Genomic DNA, 16,936 nt, shown 5'->3' with positions numbered 1-16,936 from the left:
AAGAAAGTCGAACGGAGTTCGAGCATGCCGTTGCTGCACCTGCTGAGTGATGGAAAGTTTCATTCGGGCGTCGAGCTCGGTGAAGCCTTGGGCGTCTCCAGGAGCGCCATCTGGAAGCGGCTGAAGACCCTCGAAGAGGACTTCGGGGTCGAGGTGTTCAAGGTACCGGGCCGCGGTTACCGCCTGGAGGAGCCGCTGTCGCTACTCGATGCCGAGCGGATCGCCCGGCAGGGTGGTTGGCCCGTCGCGGTCCTGGCGTCCATCGATTCCACCAATGCCGAGGCGCAACGTCGCCTGCAGCAGCACGAGCCGCCGCCCTTCGTCCTGCTCGCCGAGCACCAGCAAGCCGGGCGTGGCCGTCGTGGCCGCGCCTGGGTCAGCCCCTATGGCAAGAATCTCTATCTCACGGCGGTGGTCTCCAGCCAGGGTGGCATTCAGAAGCTGCAGGCGCTGAGCCTGACCATGGGGCTGGCGGTCATCCGTACTCTGCAGCGGCTGGGGGTCGAGGATGCCTGGTTGAAGTGGCCCAACGATGTCCTGGTCCGCGGCCGCAAGCTGGCCGGTATTCTCATCGAGCTGTCGGGCGATCCCCAGGACAGCTGCCAGGCCATCATCGGGATCGGCATCAACGTCAACATGCGCCTGGCCGACAACATCGACCAGCCGTGGATCTCCATGGCGGAGGCGCTTGGCGGGCTGCAGGATCGCAATGAAGTCGCCAGTCTGCTGCTGCAGGAGATCAATGGCCTGTGGCAGATTCATCGCCAGGCGGGATTCGCTGCCCTGCGCGATGAGTGGGAGCGTTATCATGGCTGGCAAGGTCGAGCGGTAACCCTGTCTTCGGGGGTTCGCTGTATCCAGGGCACAGTGGAAGGAGTTGCCGAAGATGGGGCTATTCTCATGCGGGTGAACGGGCAGACGCAGGCGTTCAGTGGTGGCGAGTTGAGCCTGAGCCTAGATCATGATTCTTGAACTCGATTGCGGTAACAGCCTGATCAAGTGGCGGCTGCTCGATACCGCTGCCGACGTGGTCGCCACCGGTATCGTCGACAGTGACGATGCCCTGGTGGCTGCCCTGTCCCAGCCGGATACCCCGCCAGTGGCGGCTTGCCGGCTGGTGAGTGTCCGCAGTGACGAAGAGACCCAGCAGCTCAAGGAGCGCTTGACCGCCACCTTCGGCATTCCCTGTCACCAGGCCCTGCCGGTGGAGGTGTGGAACGGTGTCCGCAATGGCTACCGTGATCACCAGCGGCTGGGCATGGATCGCTGGCTGGTGATCCTCGCGGCGGTCCAGCTGGCCGAAGGCAAGGCCTGCGTGGTGCTGGATCTGGGCACCGCGGTCACCTCGGACCTGGTCGATGCCCAGGGCGAGCACCAGGGAGGGTTCATCTGTCCGGGGATTCCGTTGATGCGTCGGGAACTGCAGACCCATACCCGCCGTATCCGCTACGATCCACACTGGGCCAGTGGTGAACGCTACGAGGCGCCGGGACGCACGACCATCGAGGCCGTGGAGCGTGGCTGTCTGTACATGCTCAAGGGCTTCGTCCGTACCCAGTACGAACTGGCGCAGGAGATGTTCGCCGAAGGTTGCGAGGTCTTCCTGACCGGGGGTGACGCGGAACTGGTCAAACATGTCGTTCCAGGTGCGCGGATCGTGCCCGATATGGTGTTTGCTGGATTGGCTTTGGCGTGTCCGCTCGAGAACGAATGATGCGTTGGTTGTTTCTGCTATTGGTGGTACTGAACGTTTTCTACTACATCTGGCACCAACAACAGGTGCCTTTGCTGGGTAAGGAAATCGCCCCTCTGGCGTTGTACAAAGGCGAGCGTGAGAACATTCGCCTGTTGAACGAGACGGCATCTGGTGACGCTGCGCGGCGTCAGTGACGGCGGTACCCTTCGATGAGGAGCGAAGATGCTGACGCTAGGTAATCTCTGCCTGTTGCTGGGTGCGGTCGGCATTGGCCTGTGGTTCTGGCATGGCCGCGGCATCCGCGAGCGGGCCTTGCTGCTGGCGGAGCAGGAGTGTCGACGCCGGAAGGTGACGTTGCTCGATGGCGCGGTGGCCTTTTCGCGTCTGCGCTGGCTGGCCGATGCCAAGGGTCGCAAGCGACTGGCACGGCTCTTCTCCTTCGAATTCACCGTGACGGGCGAGGAGCGGCTCGATGCCTCGCTCGCCCTGTTCGGCAAGACGCTGGCCAAGGTCGAGTTCGCCCCCTTCGTGGTGGCCGAGGTCGAACGCCCGGCGGCGGATTCGGTGGTGGCTTCGGCCCCTGCCTACCAGGCCAAGCCCGAGCATGGCCAGGTGGTCTATCTGGACCAGTGGCGGCAGCGCCAGCGTACCGAGAACAACCGGCGGCAAGAGCCGGAGTAAACCCTTGGCGTTTCCTTCCTAAACCTTCCCTTTCGGAGTCCCGACGATCAGCCGGCGCTGGTCCGTTTTGGCTTTCCGCTTCCTGCCATGTGATCCCTGATGTTCAGCCCTCTCGTTACCTTTCCTGCGCTTTATTTCGCTACGCTACTGATGTTGGCCGGTTCCGGTCTCTTCACCACCTATATCGGTCTGCGACTGACCGAACAGGGGGCGGGGGATATGTGGACCGGCGCCCTGATGGCGGCTTATTACTTCGGACTGGTGTGTGGCGGCAAGTTCGGCCATCGGTTGATCGCCAGTGTCGGCCATATCCGCTCCTATGTGGCCTGCGCCGGTGCGGCGACGGTCACGGTGCTCATCCATGCCCTGGTCGATGACCTGAACGTCTGGATCGCGCTGCGATTCGTCATGGGTGTGGTGATGATGAACCAGTACATGGTGATCGAGAGCTGGCTCAACGAGCAGGCGGAGAACCACCAGCGTGGCAAGGTGTTCGCCGGTTACATGGTGGCGGTGGACCTGGGCCTGGTGATTGGCCAGGCGCTGCTGGCCTGGCATCCGCAACTGGATTACAAGCCGCTGCTGCTGGTGGCCATCTGCTTCGCCTCCTGCCTGATACCCCTGGCCATGACGCGCCGGGTGCACCCGGCCAAGCTGGTGGCGGCGCCGCTGGAGATTCGTTTCTTCTGGCAGCGGGTGCCCCAATCGCTGGTGACCATCTTCACCGCGGGGCTGCTGGTGGGGGGCTTCTATGGCCTGGCGCCGGTATTCGCCAGTCGCAGTGGTCTGGATACGGCGCAGTCGAGCTTCTACGTCGGGCTGTGCATCGTCGCGGGCTTCTGTGCCCAGTGGCCGCTGGGCTGGCTGTCGGATCGCCTCGACCGCTGCAAGCTGATCCGCGCCAATGCGGTACTGCTGTGCCTGGCGGCGGTGCCCCTCTGGGGGCTGATCACCTTGCCCTATCCCTGGCTGCTGGCCGCGGGATTCGTGTCGGGGATGCTGCTGTTCACCCTGTATCCGCTGGCGACGGCCTTTGCCAATGACCATGTCGAGCCCGAGCGGCGGGTGGAATTGTCGGCGATGCTGCTGACCACCTATGGCGTCGGCGCCTGCATCGGGCCGCTGCTGGCCGGCGCGGCCATGGAGCACTTCGGGCCGGGCATGTTCTATGTGCTGACCTCGGCGTATGCGGTGATCCTGATCGTCTTCGTGCAACCTCGTTTCGTCAGTGGCGAGCACCGGCTGGAGGCGGCGCCCCTGCATCACGTGGCGATGCCCGATACGGTGAGTCCGATGGCGGCAGCGCTGGATCCGCGGATCGACGAGGTGCCTCAGGAGCTGGTGGTGGAAGCACCCGCCAGCATCGGGCCGGGCAGCGACAAGGCCCGTTGAGCGAGCCCGGCGCAAGGCCGGGCAGGAAGGGGCGGTAAGGCTCAGGCCTGGCGGGTCTGGGCAGCCTTGATCAGGCGGTCGAGGGTCTGGGCCGAACCGTTTTCGGCGACGAAGCGATCCTGCAGGCGATGCTGCTGGCGTTCGATCAGGCGACCCATGGGACGCTGGCCGGATTCCTCGGCCACTTCGTCATTGCCAAGGCGCTGTTGCTGGTCCTCGATCACCTGACCCAGGGGGCGCAGGCTGGATTCCTCGGCGATCCGGCGTTCCAGGAGCTGGCGTTGCTGCTGCTTGATGACCTGACCCAGGGGGCGCAGGCTCGATTCCTCGGCGAGGGTGCGGTCTTGCAGACGCTGTTGCTGCTGCTTGATCAGGTGGCCCAGCGGCCGTTGGCTGGATTCCTCGGCGACCTGGGTGGCGGCGCTCGGGGTGAAGGTGAAGTCCTGGGCGAAGGTGTTCAGGGCCAGGGCGGTCAGGGCGAAGCCGAAAGCGATACGCAGGTTCATGGTGGTGTCCTTGGGGAACTGTTCTGGAGTGAGTTCAGTATCCCGATGAGGACGGCCAGGAAAAAATAGACTGGCAAGATAGTCACTATCATCGCCGTCGATGGCCTGAGCGAAACGCCTAGCCTCCTGTCGATGATTCCCCTGCGTTTTCGCGGGTTATCTGGGCATCACCGAACAGCTGGCGCAAGGCCTCGGCATAGTCGCGTGTCCCTATCACCATGCTGTTGGAGTGGGTGCCGCCGGGCACCAGCAACAGGCGTTTGGGTGGTCGCGCCGCGGCATAGAGGGCTTCGCTGAAGCGCGGCGGGACGTAGCGATCGTCGCTGCCGTGGACGATCAGGACCGGCAGGTGGATGTCGGCGATCTTGGCCAGGGAGTCGAATTTCTCCGACATCAGCCAGCGCAAGGGAAAACGGGTGTCGATCACCGCCGATGCGGCATCGGCGAGGGTGGTGAAGGTGGATTCGATGATGAGACCGGCCGCGCCGGGGGAGTCGCCGTCCGCATCGCCGTCGCGGGCGATGCGCCAGGCCAGATCTACCGCCACGGCGCCGCCCAGGGAGTGGCCATAGATGTATCTCTTGCTCGCCTCGGGTTGCAGCTTCTGCAGCTGTTGCCAGGCGCTCTGGGCATCCTGATAGACGCTGCGCTCGGAGGGTAGCTCGCCCGGGCTTTCGCCGAAGCCGCGATAGTCGATGGCCAGCACCGAGTAGCCCAGTTGGCGCAGGGTGGCGATCCGGCGTACCTGGGCGGTCAGGTTCCAGCGGGTGCCGTGCAGATAGAGCACCGCGGGCGCATCCGGGTGGCGCGAGGGCCACCACCAGGCGTGCAGGTAGTCGGTGCCGGTCAGCCCGCTGCTGACCGGGATGTTGAACTGGCGGACGCCTTCGGGAACGCCGGTGAACCAGCTGGCGTTGCCCGGCTCGATGCTGAACACCCACAGGCGTTCGCGATAGGCCAGTTCCGAGCAGCCGTAGGGTACGCCGACGCCCAGCAACAGGGTGACGAAGAGCAGCGGGATCCAGCGGCGGCGGAGCAGGGTGGCAAGCGACATGGGCGTCTCAGGTACGGGGAGGGGCGGGACAGGGGCGTTCGTCGCCTTGGGCGAACCCCCGCTTCGGTTGCACAGTCATCCCTAGGACAGCGACCACAATGACCCCAACTTGAGGTGAGCCATGAGTGCCACGGCCAAGAAGAGCGATCCCGAACTCTGGGAAAAGGTGAAGAAAGAGATTACCGAGGGCGACAAGGGCGGCAAGCCCGGTCAGTGGTCGGCGCGCAAGGCGCAGCTGGCGTCCCAGGAGTACCAGAAACGCGGGGGTGAATACCAGGGCGGCAAGGGCAAGGACAACCACCTCCAGCAGTGGACCGACGAGAAGTGGGATACCCGCTCCGGCAAGAAGTCCGAGGATACTGGGGAACGCTACCTGCCGGAAAAGGCGCGCGAGTCGCTGAGCAAGGAAGAGTACGAGCGTACCACCCAGCAGAAGCGTCGTGATACGCGCCGGGGCAAGCAGCATTCCAAGCAGCCGGCCGACGTCGCGCGCAAGACGGCGGCGGCGCGCAAGTCGGGTCTGGCCGCTCTCACCAAGGACGAATTGATGAAGCGCGCCGCACGCCGTGAGGTTCGCGGCCGGTCGCGCATGAAGAAGGACGAACTGGTGAAGGCGTTGCAAAAGGCAGGTGAAAAATGAGCACCAAGAAGGCTTCCAACGACGACAAGAAAGACGACAAGAAAGAGGTACGCAGCGAGTTCAAGCAGGTGGTCAACATGACCCCGAGCCAGCTGCGCAAATGGCTCAGCGGTGACACCAGCAAGGGCGTGGGCATGACCAAGGGTGGCAAGAAGGTCAAGGCCGCCAACGATGGCAAGGCGGTCGGTCATGCCATGGGCGAGCGTATCCTGGAGCTGAAGGGCAAGCGCCAGGCCGAGTTGGAAGAGGATGACTACAAGGCCATGCGCAAGGTCATCGGCTACGTACATCGGCACCTCAAGCAACGGCCGGATGGCGATATCGAGGACTCCCGCTGGCGCAAGTCGCTGATGAACTGGGGGCACGATCCCTTGCGGGACAAACGCAGTGCCTGATCGCGACGAACCGCAGCCCAGGCTGCGGTTTTCTTTTGCCAGCAAGCACTTGGCGAGCTGTGCGGGCGAATTCATGAGCAACTGTGACGGCGCTGGGAGGGCCAGGGGGAGTAGGGTAGCAGCCTATCAATTGGTCTGATGTTTCGAGGAGTCGTGCATGTCACCCAGGGATCTGCTGCTGGCGTTGGTCGTCATCCTGGCCTGGGGGGTGAACTTCGTCGTCATCAAGCTCGGCCTGCATGGCGTGCCGCCGATGTTGCTGGGCGCCTTGCGCTTCTGCCTGGCGGCCTTCCCGGCCATTCTGTTCGTCCGCCGGCCCCAGGTGTCCTGGCGGCTGCTACTGGCCTACGGTGCGACCATCTCGCTGGGCCAGTTCGCCTTCCTGTTCTCGGCCATGTACGTGGGGATGCCGGCGGGCCTGGCGTCGCTGGTATTGCAGGCCCAGGCGTTCTTCACCCTGGCCTTCGCGGCCACCCTGCTGGGAGAGCGGGTACGCCGTGCCAGCCTGGTCGGTCTGGCGGTGGCGGCGCTGGGCTTGCTGCTGATCGGTACCGAGCACGGGGTGACCATGACCCTGGCCGGTTTCCTGCTGACCCTGGCGGCAGCGGCGATGTGGGGGCTGGGCAACATCGTCACCAAGAAGATCGGCAAGGTCGACATGCTCGGCCTGGTGGTCTGGGGCAGCCTGATTCCGCCCATTCCCTTCTTCATCCTGTCCTGGTTGCTCGAAGGACCGGAGCGGATGGCCGCGGCGCTGTCTTCGCTGTCGGGTAATTCCCTCTTCGCCATCGTCTATCTCGCCTTCATCGCCACGCTGCTCGGCTATGGCATCTGGAGCCGGCTGCTGTCGCGCTATCCGGCCGGCCAGGTGGCGCCCTTCTCGCTGCTAGTACCGGTGGTGGGACTGAGTTCGGCCGCCATACTCCTGGGTGAGCAGATGACCACCCAGCAGGAACTGGGCGGCCTGGCGGTCATGCTCGGCCTGCTGATCAACGTCTTTGGTGGGCGCTGGTTGGATGCCCGGAGCAACGTCTCACGCAATGCATGATGTTGCATGTTTCTATTTGATTATGCATGATTTGCTGATCCTCTTGGAGTTTCAGCATGAATGCAGCCATCCACCTTCCCGAAGAACGCCAGGCCGCCATCCTGGCCTTGCTGCGTGAGCATGGCCGGGTACTGTCGGCCGAGCTCGCCGTAACCTGGGGCATCTCCGAAGACAGCGTCAGGCGCGACCTGCGCGAACTGGCGCGACAGGGGCTCTGTCGGCGGGTGTATGGCGGGGCGCTCTCGCTGTTGATGCCGCCACAGGCGCTACCGACCCGCATCGGGGAGGACGAGGCGGCCAAGCAGGCGCTGGGACAGGCAGCGGCGGCGCTGGCACAGCCGGGGCAACTGCTGCTGCTGGATGCGGGTTCGACCAACCTGGCCATCGCCCAGGCCCTGCCGGTCGATCTTGACCTGACCGTGGCCACCAATGCCCCGGTCATCGCGACGGCGCTGCTGCAGCGCCAGGGCATCCGGGTGTTGATGATCGGGGGACTGGCGGTGCCGGAGTCCGGTGCCTGCCTGGGCGCGCGGGCGCTGCGCGATCTGCGCGGGGTACGGGCGGACCTGGCCTTCCTCGGCACCTGCGCCCTGGCACTAGAAACCGGGGTGACCGGCTTCGACCTGGAAGAGGCCGAGTTCAAGGCCGCGGTGGCGGAGCAGAGCAGCGAGGTCGCCGTCGCGGTGACCGCCGAGAAGCTCGACAGCGTGGCCTTCTATCACGTATTGGACCTCGACCGGGTGAACCATCTGGTGGTGGCGGCCGACCTGGGCGAGGAGCGGCTGCAACCCTATCGGGCGGCCGGGCTGCAGCTGCACCAGGCCACTCGCGACCGCTAGTCCTCTTCTGCAAGGATCACCATGACCACTGCCGCCTTGCGCCGCCAACGCCGTGCCACCTTCACCGTCTTTCTCGCCAATGGCTGCGGAATCGGCGGCTGGGCCGCCGCTATCCCCGAGCTGAAGCGCGACCTGGCGCTGGGGGACGGCCAGCTCAGCCTGGTACTGCTCGCCGTCGCCCTGGGCGCCATGCTCACCATGCCCTTCGCCGGGGTGCTGGTGCCGCGCCTGGGTGGCACCGGCCGCCTCACCCGCTGCAGCATCCTGGCCTTCGTGGCGGTGCTGAGCTGGCCGGGGGCGGCGCCGTCGCTGTTCTGGCTGCTGCCCGCCGCGCTGCTGCTGGGCGCCTGCAATGGCTTGATCGACGTGGCCATGAACGCCCATGCCAGCGATGTCGAGCGCCGTTGGGACGGCCCACTGATGTCGTCCTTCCATGCCGCCTTCAGCTTGGGCGGTTTCCTCGGCGCGGGGCTCGGGGCGCTGGTGCTGCACCTGGGCGCCTCGGCGCTGCTGGTGCTGCTGGCGGCGGCCCTGGTCGCGCTGCTCCTGGCGCTGCCGGCTGCCCTAGCGCTAGACGAGGGGGATCGCAGCCCGGTAAGCCATGCCTTGCGCCTGCCGGATCGGCGCGTGTTGGCGTTGGGCTTGATCGCCCTGGGCTGCCTGATGCTGGAAGGCGCCATGACCGACTGGAGCGCCGTCTACCTGGACCAGGTGGGCGGGGCGACGCCAGTGGTGGCGACCCTCGGCTACGCGGCCTTCTCCCTGACCATGCTGATCGGTCGCCTCTGCGGCGATGGCATCCGGCGGCGCTTCGGCGGCCCCCAGGTGATCTCCGGCGGCGCGCTGCTGGCGACCCTGGGGCTGGCCGTGGCCGTACTGCTGCCGGCGCCCTGGACGGCGATCCTGGGCTTCGCCCTGGTCGGGCTGGGCCTCTCCAACGTGGTGCCGGCGGCCTTCAGCGCGGCGGGGCAGGTGGCCGAGACCCCGGCCACCGGTATCGCCATGACCGCCACCGCCGGCTACCTGGGCTTCCTGCTAGGTCCGCCGCTGATCGGCGCCGTGGCCGGGCAGGTGGGGCTGCGTGGCAGCCTGCTGCTGCTGACCCTGATCGGAGTGGCGGTGGCGCTCCTGGCACTGCGCCAGCGCAAGCCATGATGTCTATTCAGGGAACCCCGCTGCGCTGAACAGACCCAAGAGGGAACGGAAATCCAAGGAGGCGGCCATGACGCGCCCACGCAAGATCCTCGCCTGGCTGCTGGGAATCATCCTGCTGCTGCTCGTAGTACTGGTGGTGGTACTGGCCACCTTCGACTGGAATCGACTCAAGCCGACTCTCAACGAGCAAGTATCGAGCGCCTTGCACCGGCCGTTTGCCATCGAAGGCAACCTGGGCGTGGTCTGGCAGCGCGAGCCCGACGAAGGGGGCTGGCGGGCCTGGATCCCCTGGCCGCACATCGCCGCCGAAGACCTCAACCTGGGCAATCCGGACTGGGCCAAGGAAAAGACCTTCGTCCATCTCGACCGGGTACAACTGCGGATTTCGCCGCTGGCGCTGCTGGCCAAGCAGATCTACATCCCGCGCATCGCCCTCACCGGGCCGGTGGTGAATGCCCAGCGGCTGGCCGATGGCCGCAACAGCTGGACCTTCGAGACCGCCGAGAAGGATCCCAATGCCGAACCCTCGCCCTGGACCGTGGACATCGGCACCATCGGCTTCGATGCCGGCCAGGTCGGCTTCGACGATGCCCAGACCGCGACGCGACTGCGGGCGCGGATCACCTCACTGGATGCGCCCATCGCCTACGCTGACCTGGTGGGCAAGCAGGGCACCTCGCGCCAGCGCGCCAACGTCAAGCAGACCCAGGCCTTCCAGTTCGCCGTGGCGGTGGAGGGCAGCTACAAGCAGGTGCCGGTGAGCGGCCGTGGCCAGATCGGCGGCCTGCTGGCGCTGCAGGACGCCGATACGCCGTTCCCCATCCAGCTGGACGCCCGCGCCGGTGACACCCGAGTGCAGCTGTTCGGCACCCTGACCGATCCGCGGCGCCTGGGCGCCCTGGACCTGCACCTGGTGCTGGAAGGCAAGAGCCTGGCGCAGCTCTATCCGCTGACGGGGGTCACCCTGCCGGAGACGGCGCCCTATGCTACCGACGGCCATCTCACGGTCAAGCTCAACGACCCGGCGGGCGCGCGCTTCAGCTACGACGACTTCAATGGCCGGGTAGGCAAGAGCGATCTGCACGGCGACGTGCTGTTCACTGGTGGGCAGCCGCGGCCCAAGCTCAGCGGCACCCTGCGCTCCGACCAGTTGCTGTTCGAAGACCTGGCGCCCCTGATCGGCGCCGATACCAAGGAGCAGCAGGCGGCCAAGGGTGAGACCAGCAAGCAGCCGGCGGACAAGGCGCTGCCGGTCTCCGAGTTCCGTACCGAACGTTGGCGCGCCATGGACGCCGACGTGCGCTTCACCGGCAAGCGCATCGTGCAGAACGCGCAATTGCCGATCACCGACCTCAACACCCATGTGCGCCTGACCGATGGCGTGCTGCTGCTCGATCCCCTGCGCTTCGGCGTCGCGGGGGGCGACCTGAATACCACGGTCCGCCTCGAGGGCGACCAGACGCCGCTGCGCGGCCGGGTCGACCTCCATGTCCGCCGGGTAAAGCTCAACCAGCTGTTCCCTACCGTGGAAACCATGAAGCGCAGTATGGGTGAGCTCAATGGCGATGCCACCCTGAGCGGTACCGGCAACTCGGTGGCGGCATTGCTGGGCACCAGCGATGGCGACCTCAAGCTGCTGATGAACGATGGCCGCATCAGCCGCAGCCTGATGGAACTGGCGGGGCTCAACGTGGGCAACTACCTGGTCGACCGGCTGTTCGGCGACGACGAGGTGGAGATCAATTGCGCGGTGGCCGACCTCGACTTCAAGAAGGGTCTGGTACAGCCCAGGGTGTTCGTGCTCGATACCGAGAATGCCCTGATCAACATCACCGGTACCATCAACCTGGCGAACGAGCGGCTGGATCTCACCGTGGATCCCCACAGCAAGGGGCTGCGCATCTTCTCGCTGCGCTCGCCGCTCTATGTGCAGGGCACGCTGAAAAATCCGTCGCCCGGGGTGAAGGCCCTGCCGCTGGCCGCGCGCGGTGCAGTGGCGGCGTTGCTGGCCACCTTCGCCGCGCCTGCCGCTGGTCTGTTGGCGCTGGTGGCGCCCAGCAACGAGCAGGGCGCCCAATGCAGCGCGCTGCTGCAGCAGATGCGGTCCGGACGCTGAATCGTCGGCCATGCGCGAGGGACTTGACAGATGACCGTTCGGCGGCATGTGGCGGTGGCAAAAGAACCGCTTTGGTTGGTCAGGCTCTATACCTGTAACCCGAGTCGGGCAGCCTTTTCGCGGAGATCTCTCATGCGTGACGACACCGATAGCCATTACGAAATCCACTACAAGTTGCTGGGCGAGAGCTATACCGACCGTATCAGCAACCTGGACGTACCCATCACCGACGTGGTCCGCGACCTGGCCTGCCGGCACCTGGATGCGATCAACGACGAGCGTTTCCAGCTGGCCGACATCGAGTCGGGCCAGGCACTGGTGGCCCTGCACGACGTGTCCATCCACCGCGTCTCGCCGGAAGCGCCATGAGCCGCGCGCTTCGGGGTGGCTTGCTGGCGCTGGCCGTCATGGGTCTGGCGGCCTGCTCCACCGAAACCGTGGTGACCCTGCAGGACGGTACCCAGTACATCACCGAAGATCGTCCCAACACCAAGACGGCCGACGGCTTCTACGAATTCACCGATGTGGCGGGTCGCCACGTGCAGGTGAAGGCGGCTGACGTGGCCACCATCAAGGCGGAAGACTAGCGAGGAAACTGCCATGCCCCGCGGTGACAAAGCGAAGTACAGCGACAAACAGGAACGCAAGGCCGAGCACATCGAGGAGAGCTACGAAAAGAAGGGCATCTCCAAGGATGAAGCTGAAGCCCGGGCCTGGGCGACGGTGAACAAGCAGTCCGGCGGCGGCGAGAAAGGTGGTTCCGGCAAGAGCAAGAGCGACACGGCCAAGCGTGCCGACCGTAAGGATTCTGCTCGCCGTGCAGTGGCGACCAAGCAGGGGCAGTCACCGAACGGTGGCCGGGCTACGGCACGACGGTCGCGCAGCGGCAGCACCTCGCTCAGCGAGATGACCCGCGATGAACTGGTGAAGAAGGCCGCCGAGCAGAATGTCAGGGGCCGTTCGCGGATGAAGAAGGACGAGTTGATTCGCGCCCTGAGCTGAGGCTCTGGTACGCACAAAAAAGCCGGACAGCGTCCGGCTTTTTCTTTGCCTGGTTTTAGCTAGGCAGCAGGCGGCAGGTCAGGCTCTTGATGTAGCGGGTTTCCGGAATGGCCGGGTGCACCGGGTGGTCCGGGCCCTGGGCGCCGCGTTCGAGGATCTGCAGGTTGCGGTCCAGATGGCGGGCGCTGCCGAGCAGGATGTTCTGCAGGTCATCTTCCGGCAGGTGCATGGAGCAGGAGGCGCTGACCAGGATGCCGTCCTTGTTGAGCAGGCGCATGGCCTGTTCGTTGAGGCGGCGATAGGCGGCCTCGCCGTTCTTCAGGTCCTTGCGCTTCTTGATGAAGGCCGGCGGGTCGGCCACGATGACGTCGAATTTCTCTTCGCCGGCCTTGAGCTCCTTGAGCGCCTCGAAGACATCGCCTTCGACGCACACCAGCCTTTCCGCCAGGCCGTTGAGGGTGGCATTGCGCTCCACGCCGTCGAGGGCGAAGCCCGAGGCATCCACGCACATGACTTCGCTGGCGCCGAAGGCTGCGGCCTGCACGCCCCAGCCACCGATGTAGCTGAACAGATCGAGCACCCGCTTGCCTTCGACATAGGGCGCCAGGCGTGCACGATTCAGGCGGTGGTCATAGAACCAGCCGGTCTTCTGGCCTTCGCGCACCGGCGCCTCGAAGCGCACGCCGTTCTCTTCCAGCGCCACCCAGTCGGGGACCTCGCCGTAGGCCACTTCCACGTAGCTGCCGAGGCCCTCGGCCGCGCGGGCGCTGCCGTCGTTCTTCCACAGCACGCCCTGGGGCTTGAACACCTGCAGCAGGGCGGCAAGGATGGCGTCGCGCTGGCGTTCCATGGTCGCCGAGGCGATCTGCACCACCAGGATGTCGTTGAAGCGATCCACCACCAGACCCGGCAGGAAATCCGAATCGCCATAGACCAGGCGATAGCAGTGGCTGCCGAACAGCCGCTCGCGCAGGCTCAGGGCGACCTTGAAGCGATGCACCAGCAGCGACTTGTCCAGCTCGTAGCCGGTGTCACGGGAGAACAGGCGGGCGCAGATCAGGTTGTTCGGCGACAGGGCCACCACGCCCAGCGGCTTGCCGCTGGTGGTTTCCAGGATGGCCTGGTCGCCTGGCTCGAAGGCGGTAAGCGGCGTGGCGACGACGTCCACCTCGTTGCTGTACACCCAGAGGTGCCCGGCGCGCAGACGGCGGTCGGCATTGGCTTTGAGGCGCAGGCGAGGCAGGGTCATGAAGGTCTCCGGCGAAGGGGGCAAAAGCGCGGAATTATAGCGCAAAGCCACCCGCCTGGCCCGGCCGTCAGTCCCGCTGGCTGACCTCGATGTCGCTCAGACCGGCTTCCTGGGCGCGGCGGGCGATGCTCGGCTGGGCATGACGCTCCCAGGGCGCATCGACTACCACCTGGGGTTCCTCGATGTGCTTGATCAGCAGTTGCAGCACAGCTTCTTCCTCGGTGACGGGTTCGAAGCTTTCCAGTTCATGGGTGAGCGGCTCGCCGTTGAAGCGATAGCGGATCTGGTAGCGGTGCAGCCTGTGCATGGACGGGACCTCGGCAGCGGGGGGATAGAAGATGGACCCCATGAGCCGGCGGCGGTTGCGTCAGCCGCCGAGGGTATCGAGGATGGGGCAGTCGGGGCGGGCATCGCCGTGGCAGCAGGAGACCAGTTCGTCCAGGGTGGCACGCAGGCGGCTCAACTCGGCGATCTTCAGCTCCAGTTCGGCGATGTGCCGCTTGGCCAGCGCCTTGACGTCGGCGCTGGCACGCTGCCGATCCTGCCAGAGGCTGAGCAGCTGGCGGATCTCCTCCAGGCTGAAGCCCAGCTCCCGCGAGCGACGGACGAAGGCCAGCACCCGCAGGTCTTGCGCGCCGTACTGGCGATAGCCGCTGTCGGTACGACCGGCGGGTGCCAGCAGGCCGATCCGCTCGTAGTAACGCAGCATCTTGGGGGTAAGCCCACTGGCCTTGGCGGCCTGGCCGATATTCATGACGGGTGGTCTCCGGACGGACGCCAGCGGCCGAGCAACAGGGCATTGGCCAGGACGCTGACGCTGGAAAAGGCCATGGCGGCACCGGCATAGACCGGATCGAGCAGGCCCAGTGCCGCCAGCGGCAGGCCGATGACATTGTAGATGAAGGCCCAGAACAGATTCTGGCGGATCTTGCGCTGGGTGCGGCGGGCGATGTCCAGCGCCGCCACCACCTGGCGCGGGTCCTCCTGCAGGAGGGTGATGCCGGCCGCATGGCGGGCCGCGGCAGTGCCCGAGCCCATGGCGATGCCGAGTTCGGCGGCGGCCAGCGCCGGAGCGTCGTTGAGGCCGTCGCCGACCATGGCGACGCCGCCCCGGGTGCCTTGCAGGCGAGCGACCACCGCGGCCTTGTCGGCGGGCAGCACCTCGGCCTGCCAGTGCTCGATACCGAGCGCCGCCGCGACCTGACGGGCACTGCCGCGGTTGTCGCCGGTCAACAGCCAGCTGTCGATGCCATCCGCGCGCAGCCGGGCGATGGCGGCGGCGGCGCCGGGGCGCACCTCGTCGCCAAAGGCCAGCAGACCCAGTACCCGTGGTTGGGCACCGGTTTCCAGCAACCAGGACAGGGTCAGCCCCTGGTCTTCCCAGGCGCGGGCGGACTCGGCCAGGGCGCTGGCGTCCAGGCCCTGTTCGGCCAGCAGGCGGGCATTGCCCAGCAGTAGCGGGCGAGCCTGCCAGCTACCTTCGAGGCCACGACCAGGCAGGGCGCGGACATCGGTGGCCGGCGGCGTGTCCAGGCCACGTTCGCGGCAGGCCAGCAGGACGGCGGTGGCCAGGGGGTGCTCGCTGCCTCTTTGCAGGCTGCCGGCCAGGCTCAGCAGCTCGCGCTCCTCGATGCCCGGCGCGGTGGCCAGCTGGCGCAGGCGCAACTGGCCGGCGGTCAGGGTGCCGGTCTTGTCGAAGACCACGGTGGTCACGCCCTGGGCGCGCTCCAGGGTCTCGGCGTCCTTGATCAGGATGCCATGGCGCGCCGCAACGCCGGTGCCGGCCATCAGCGCGGCGGGCGTGGCCAGGCCCAGGGCGCAGGGACAGGCGATGACCAGCACGGCGACGGCGGCGAGCAGGGCGGTTTCCAGGCCATGGCCGGTCAGCAGCCAGCCGAGCAGCGTGACGAAGGCCAGGCTGACCACCACCGGGACGAAGATCCGGCTGATGCGGTCCACCAGTTGCTGGATGGGCGCCTTGGTGGCCTGGGCATCCTCGACCAGGCGGATGATGCCGGCCAGCACGGATTCGCCGCCCAGGGCGGTGACTTCGATCTCCAGGTTGCCTTCGCCATTGATGGCGCCGCCCACCACCTCGTCGCCTGGGCCCTTGGCCACGGGACGGCTCTCGCCGGTGAGCAGCGCCTCGTCCACCTGGCTTTCGCCCTGGCGGATGCGGCCATCGGCGGGGATGCGTTCGCCCGGGCGGATCTGCAGGCGATCACCCAGCCGCAGCCGGTCGAGGGCGACGTCCTCCTCGTTGCCATTCGCATCCAGGCGGCGGGCCTGCTCGGGCCGCAGGGCTTCCAGGGCGCGCAGGGCGGCGCCGGTACGGCGCTTGGCACGGGCCTCCAGGTATTTGCCGAGGCGGACCAGGGCGATGACCATGGCCGCCGTTTCGAAATAGAGATGGGGGCTGCCCTTGATCAGCCAGAGATAGAGACTCAGGCCATAGGCAGCACTGGTACCCAGGGCGACCAGCACGTCCATGTTGCCGCTGCGGGCGCGCAGGGCATGCCAGGCGCCGCGATAGAAGCGGGCGCCGACTAGGAACTGCACCGGGGTGGCGAGCAGGAATTGCAGCCAGGCGGGCGGCATCAGGTGCCAGCCGAGGGGGGCCAGCAGCATCGGCAGCACCAGGGGGATGGCGAGCAACAACGCCAGGGCCAGCTCCAGCTGCTCCCAGGGCAGTCCCTGGCGGGCAGCGGGGCGGTCTTCGGCGGCGAGGCGATCCACCGCCCCGTAGCCTGCGGCCTCTATGGCGTTGATCAGGGTCCGGGTCTCGACGGCGGCCAGGGTTTTCACACGTGCTCTTTCGCTGGCCAGGTTGACCTCGGCCGCCAGCACGCCGGGTACGGCGCGCAAGGCCTTTTCGATGCGCCCGGCGCAGTTGGCGCAGCTCATGCCGGACAGTGCCAGGTCATGCTCGGCCTCGGCCACCTGGTAGCCGGCGGCCGTGACCGCCTCGGCCAGGGCCGGCGCCGCCTCGGCCGAGGCGCTGACCCGCGCCTTTTCACTGGCCAGGTTGACGCCCGCGGCGGTGACCGCCGGGACCCGCTGCAGGGCGCGCTCGACCCGGCCAGCGCAGGCCGCGCAGGTCATGCCACTGATGGAGAGTTCGAATTCGTGCATGGGGCACCTCCTGTCACCAGTGTTGACCTTG

General features: G+C 66.5%; 20 protein-coding genes. 14 read left to right on the top strand and 6 right to left on the bottom strand.

The window, feature by feature from the left end; translation table 11 throughout:
* Nucleotides 1–24 precede the first annotated feature (24 nt).
* The 5 genes from birA to ACYJP6_RS06780 all read left to right on the top strand — a co-directional run bounded on the left by birA (nt 25) and on the right by ACYJP6_RS06780 (nt 3,769).
* Nucleotides 25–972 (top strand): bifunctional biotin--[acetyl-CoA-carboxylase] ligase/biotin operon repressor BirA, encoded by a 948-nt coding sequence (gene birA, locus ACYJP6_RS06800; RefSeq protein ID WP_459474295.1) that lies wholly within the window; start codon nt 25–27, stop codon nt 970–972.
* Nucleotides 962–1,714 carry a type III pantothenate kinase gene (locus ACYJP6_RS06795; RefSeq protein WP_459474276.1) on the top strand — a complete coding sequence of 251 codons (753 nt, stop codon included), beginning with the start codon at nt 962–964 and terminating at the stop codon, nt 1,712–1,714. Before birA ends, ACYJP6_RS06795 begins: the two co-directional genes overlap by 11 nt.
* The gene (locus ACYJP6_RS06790; RefSeq protein WP_037006863.1) at nt 1,711–1,890 is read left to right on the top strand and encodes a hypothetical protein; all 180 of its coding nucleotides are present in this window, start codon (nt 1,711–1,713) and stop codon (nt 1,888–1,890) included. Before ACYJP6_RS06795 ends, ACYJP6_RS06790 begins: the two co-directional genes overlap by 4 nt.
* A 28-nt stretch (nt 1,891–1,918) precedes the next feature.
* Entirely contained in the window at nt 1,919–2,377 is a 459-nt protein-coding gene (locus tag ACYJP6_RS06785; RefSeq protein WP_459474275.1) for a DUF3301 domain-containing protein, read from the top strand.
* Nucleotides 2,378–2,476: 99 nt separating this feature from the next.
* On the top strand, nt 2,477–3,769 hold the full coding sequence (locus tag ACYJP6_RS06780; protein ID WP_459474274.1) for an MFS transporter: 1,293 nt from the start codon (nt 2,477–2,479) through the stop codon (nt 3,767–3,769).
* 41 nt (nt 3,770–3,810) lie between these two features.
* Here ACYJP6_RS06780 and ACYJP6_RS06775 read toward each other — a convergent pair whose 3' ends face one another.
* Together ACYJP6_RS06775 and ACYJP6_RS06770 are read right to left on the bottom strand one after the other, a co-directional pair.
* Nucleotides 3,811–4,275 carry a hypothetical protein gene (locus ACYJP6_RS06775; protein WP_459474273.1) on the bottom strand — a complete coding sequence of 155 codons (465 nt, stop codon included), beginning with the start codon at nt 4,273–4,275 and terminating at the stop codon, nt 3,811–3,813.
* 118 nt (nt 4,276–4,393) lie between these two features.
* Entirely contained in the window at nt 4,394–5,329 is a 936-nt protein-coding gene (locus ACYJP6_RS06770; RefSeq protein WP_459474272.1) for an alpha/beta hydrolase, read from the bottom strand.
* A 121-nt stretch (nt 5,330–5,450) separates the two neighbouring features.
* On the opposite strand from ACYJP6_RS06770, the gene ACYJP6_RS06765 reads away from it, so the two are divergent.
* From ACYJP6_RS06765 to ACYJP6_RS06725, 9 genes are all read left to right on the top strand, one after another.
* Nucleotides 5,451–5,969: a hypothetical protein gene (locus tag ACYJP6_RS06765; RefSeq protein WP_459474271.1), complete on the top strand. Its 519-nt coding sequence runs from the start codon at nt 5,451–5,453 to the stop codon at nt 5,967–5,969.
* On the top strand, nt 5,966–6,364 hold the full coding sequence (locus ACYJP6_RS06760) for a DUF3140 domain-containing protein (protein ID WP_459474270.1): 399 nt from the start codon (nt 5,966–5,968) through the stop codon (nt 6,362–6,364). The genes ACYJP6_RS06765 and ACYJP6_RS06760 overlap by 4 nt, the downstream gene beginning before the upstream one ends.
* A 157-nt stretch (nt 6,365–6,521) precedes the next feature.
* Nucleotides 6,522–7,412, top strand: coding sequence for an EamA family transporter (locus tag ACYJP6_RS06755; RefSeq protein ID WP_459474269.1), 891 nt, complete (start codon nt 6,522–6,524; stop codon nt 7,410–7,412).
* Between the two features lie 56 nt (nt 7,413–7,468).
* Nucleotides 7,469–8,251 carry a DeoR/GlpR family DNA-binding transcription regulator gene (locus ACYJP6_RS06750; RefSeq protein WP_459474268.1) on the top strand — a complete coding sequence of 261 codons (783 nt, stop codon included), beginning with the start codon at nt 7,469–7,471 and terminating at the stop codon, nt 8,249–8,251.
* 21 nt (nt 8,252–8,272) lie between these two features.
* Nucleotides 8,273–9,406, top strand: coding sequence for an MFS transporter (locus ACYJP6_RS06745; RefSeq protein ID WP_459474267.1), 1,134 nt, complete (start codon nt 8,273–8,275; stop codon nt 9,404–9,406).
* A gap of 67 nt (nt 9,407–9,473) precedes the next feature.
* Entirely contained in the window at nt 9,474–11,522 is a 2,049-nt protein-coding gene (locus ACYJP6_RS06740) for an AsmA family protein (RefSeq protein ID WP_459474266.1), read from the top strand.
* A 132-nt stretch (nt 11,523–11,654) separates the two neighbouring features.
* Entirely contained in the window at nt 11,655–11,891 is a 237-nt protein-coding gene (locus ACYJP6_RS06735; RefSeq protein WP_058765520.1) for a hypothetical protein, read from the top strand.
* A complete protein-coding gene (locus tag ACYJP6_RS06730; RefSeq protein WP_459474265.1) occupies nt 11,888–12,109 on the top strand; it encodes a YgdI/YgdR family lipoprotein in 222 nt (73 codons plus the stop codon). Before ACYJP6_RS06735 ends, ACYJP6_RS06730 begins: the two co-directional genes overlap by 4 nt.
* 13 nt (nt 12,110–12,122) lie before the next feature.
* Nucleotides 12,123–12,524 (top strand): Rho termination factor N-terminal domain-containing protein, encoded by a 402-nt coding sequence (locus tag ACYJP6_RS06725; RefSeq protein ID WP_459474264.1) that lies wholly within the window; start codon nt 12,123–12,125, stop codon nt 12,522–12,524.
* 55 nt (nt 12,525–12,579) lie between these two features.
* On the opposite strand, the gene ACYJP6_RS06720 is transcribed toward ACYJP6_RS06725, so the two are convergent.
* The 4 genes from ACYJP6_RS06720 to ACYJP6_RS06705 all read right to left on the bottom strand — a co-directional run bounded on the left by ACYJP6_RS06720 (nt 12,580) and on the right by ACYJP6_RS06705 (nt 16,905).
* Nucleotides 12,580–13,773: a class I SAM-dependent rRNA methyltransferase gene (locus ACYJP6_RS06720; RefSeq protein WP_459474263.1), complete on the bottom strand. Its 1,194-nt coding sequence runs from the start codon at nt 13,771–13,773 to the stop codon at nt 12,580–12,582.
* Between the two features lie 67 nt (nt 13,774–13,840).
* Nucleotides 13,841–14,080: a hypothetical protein gene (locus ACYJP6_RS06715; RefSeq protein WP_459474262.1), complete on the bottom strand. Its 240-nt coding sequence runs from the start codon at nt 14,078–14,080 to the stop codon at nt 13,841–13,843.
* Between the two features lie 60 nt (nt 14,081–14,140).
* The gene (gene cueR, locus ACYJP6_RS06710; RefSeq protein WP_459474261.1) at nt 14,141–14,527 is read right to left on the bottom strand and encodes a Cu(I)-responsive transcriptional regulator; all 387 of its coding nucleotides are present in this window, start codon (nt 14,525–14,527) and stop codon (nt 14,141–14,143) included.
* Nucleotides 14,524–16,905 (bottom strand): heavy metal translocating P-type ATPase, encoded by a 2,382-nt coding sequence (locus ACYJP6_RS06705; RefSeq protein ID WP_459474260.1) that lies wholly within the window; start codon nt 16,903–16,905, stop codon nt 14,524–14,526. Before ACYJP6_RS06705 ends, cueR begins: the two co-directional genes overlap by 4 nt.
* Between the last annotated feature and the right edge of the window lie 31 nt (nt 16,906–16,936).

The organism is Pseudomonas sp. No.117, from assembly GCF_054558395.1.
This window is presented reverse-complemented; position numbering and strand designations above follow the sequence as displayed.

Bases quoted from the DNA above. Each gene is read 5' to 3' on its own strand.
- birA (WP_459474295.1), top strand. From the start codon at position 25: ATGCCGTTGCTGCACCTGCTGAGTGATGGAAAGTTTCATTCGGGCGTC.
- ACYJP6_RS06795 (WP_459474276.1), top strand. From the start codon at position 962: ATGATTCTTGAACTCGATTGCGGTAACAGCCTGATCAAGTGGCGGCTG.
- ACYJP6_RS06790 (WP_037006863.1), top strand. From the start codon at position 1,711: ATGATGCGTTGGTTGTTTCTGCTATTGGTGGTACTGAACGTTTTCTAC.
- ACYJP6_RS06785 (WP_459474275.1), top strand. From the start codon at position 1,919: ATGCTGACGCTAGGTAATCTCTGCCTGTTGCTGGGTGCGGTCGGCATT.
- ACYJP6_RS06780 (WP_459474274.1), top strand. From the start codon at position 2,477: ATGTTCAGCCCTCTCGTTACCTTTCCTGCGCTTTATTTCGCTACGCTA.
- ACYJP6_RS06775 (WP_459474273.1), bottom strand. From the start codon at position 4,275: ATGAACCTGCGTATCGCTTTCGGCTTCGCCCTGACCGCCCTGGCCCTG.
- ACYJP6_RS06770 (WP_459474272.1), bottom strand. From the start codon at position 5,329: ATGTCGCTTGCCACCCTGCTCCGCCGCCGCTGGATCCCGCTGCTCTTC.
- ACYJP6_RS06765 (WP_459474271.1), top strand. From the start codon at position 5,451: ATGAGTGCCACGGCCAAGAAGAGCGATCCCGAACTCTGGGAAAAGGTG.
- ACYJP6_RS06760 (WP_459474270.1), top strand. From the start codon at position 5,966: ATGAGCACCAAGAAGGCTTCCAACGACGACAAGAAAGACGACAAGAAA.
- ACYJP6_RS06755 (WP_459474269.1), top strand. From the start codon at position 6,522: ATGTCACCCAGGGATCTGCTGCTGGCGTTGGTCGTCATCCTGGCCTGG.
- ACYJP6_RS06750 (WP_459474268.1), top strand. From the start codon at position 7,469: ATGAATGCAGCCATCCACCTTCCCGAAGAACGCCAGGCCGCCATCCTG.
- ACYJP6_RS06745 (WP_459474267.1), top strand. From the start codon at position 8,273: ATGACCACTGCCGCCTTGCGCCGCCAACGCCGTGCCACCTTCACCGTC.
- ACYJP6_RS06740 (WP_459474266.1), top strand. From the start codon at position 9,474: ATGACGCGCCCACGCAAGATCCTCGCCTGGCTGCTGGGAATCATCCTG.
- ACYJP6_RS06735 (WP_058765520.1), top strand. From the start codon at position 11,655: ATGCGTGACGACACCGATAGCCATTACGAAATCCACTACAAGTTGCTG.
- ACYJP6_RS06730 (WP_459474265.1), top strand. From the start codon at position 11,888: ATGAGCCGCGCGCTTCGGGGTGGCTTGCTGGCGCTGGCCGTCATGGGT.
- ACYJP6_RS06725 (WP_459474264.1), top strand. From the start codon at position 12,123: ATGCCCCGCGGTGACAAAGCGAAGTACAGCGACAAACAGGAACGCAAG.
- ACYJP6_RS06720 (WP_459474263.1), bottom strand. From the start codon at position 13,773: ATGACCCTGCCTCGCCTGCGCCTCAAAGCCAATGCCGACCGCCGTCTG.
- ACYJP6_RS06715 (WP_459474262.1), bottom strand. From the start codon at position 14,080: ATGCACAGGCTGCACCGCTACCAGATCCGCTATCGCTTCAACGGCGAG.
- cueR (WP_459474261.1), bottom strand. From the start codon at position 14,527: ATGAATATCGGCCAGGCCGCCAAGGCCAGTGGGCTTACCCCCAAGATG.
- ACYJP6_RS06705 (WP_459474260.1), bottom strand. From the start codon at position 16,905: ATGCACGAATTCGAACTCTCCATCAGTGGCATGACCTGCGCGGCCTGC.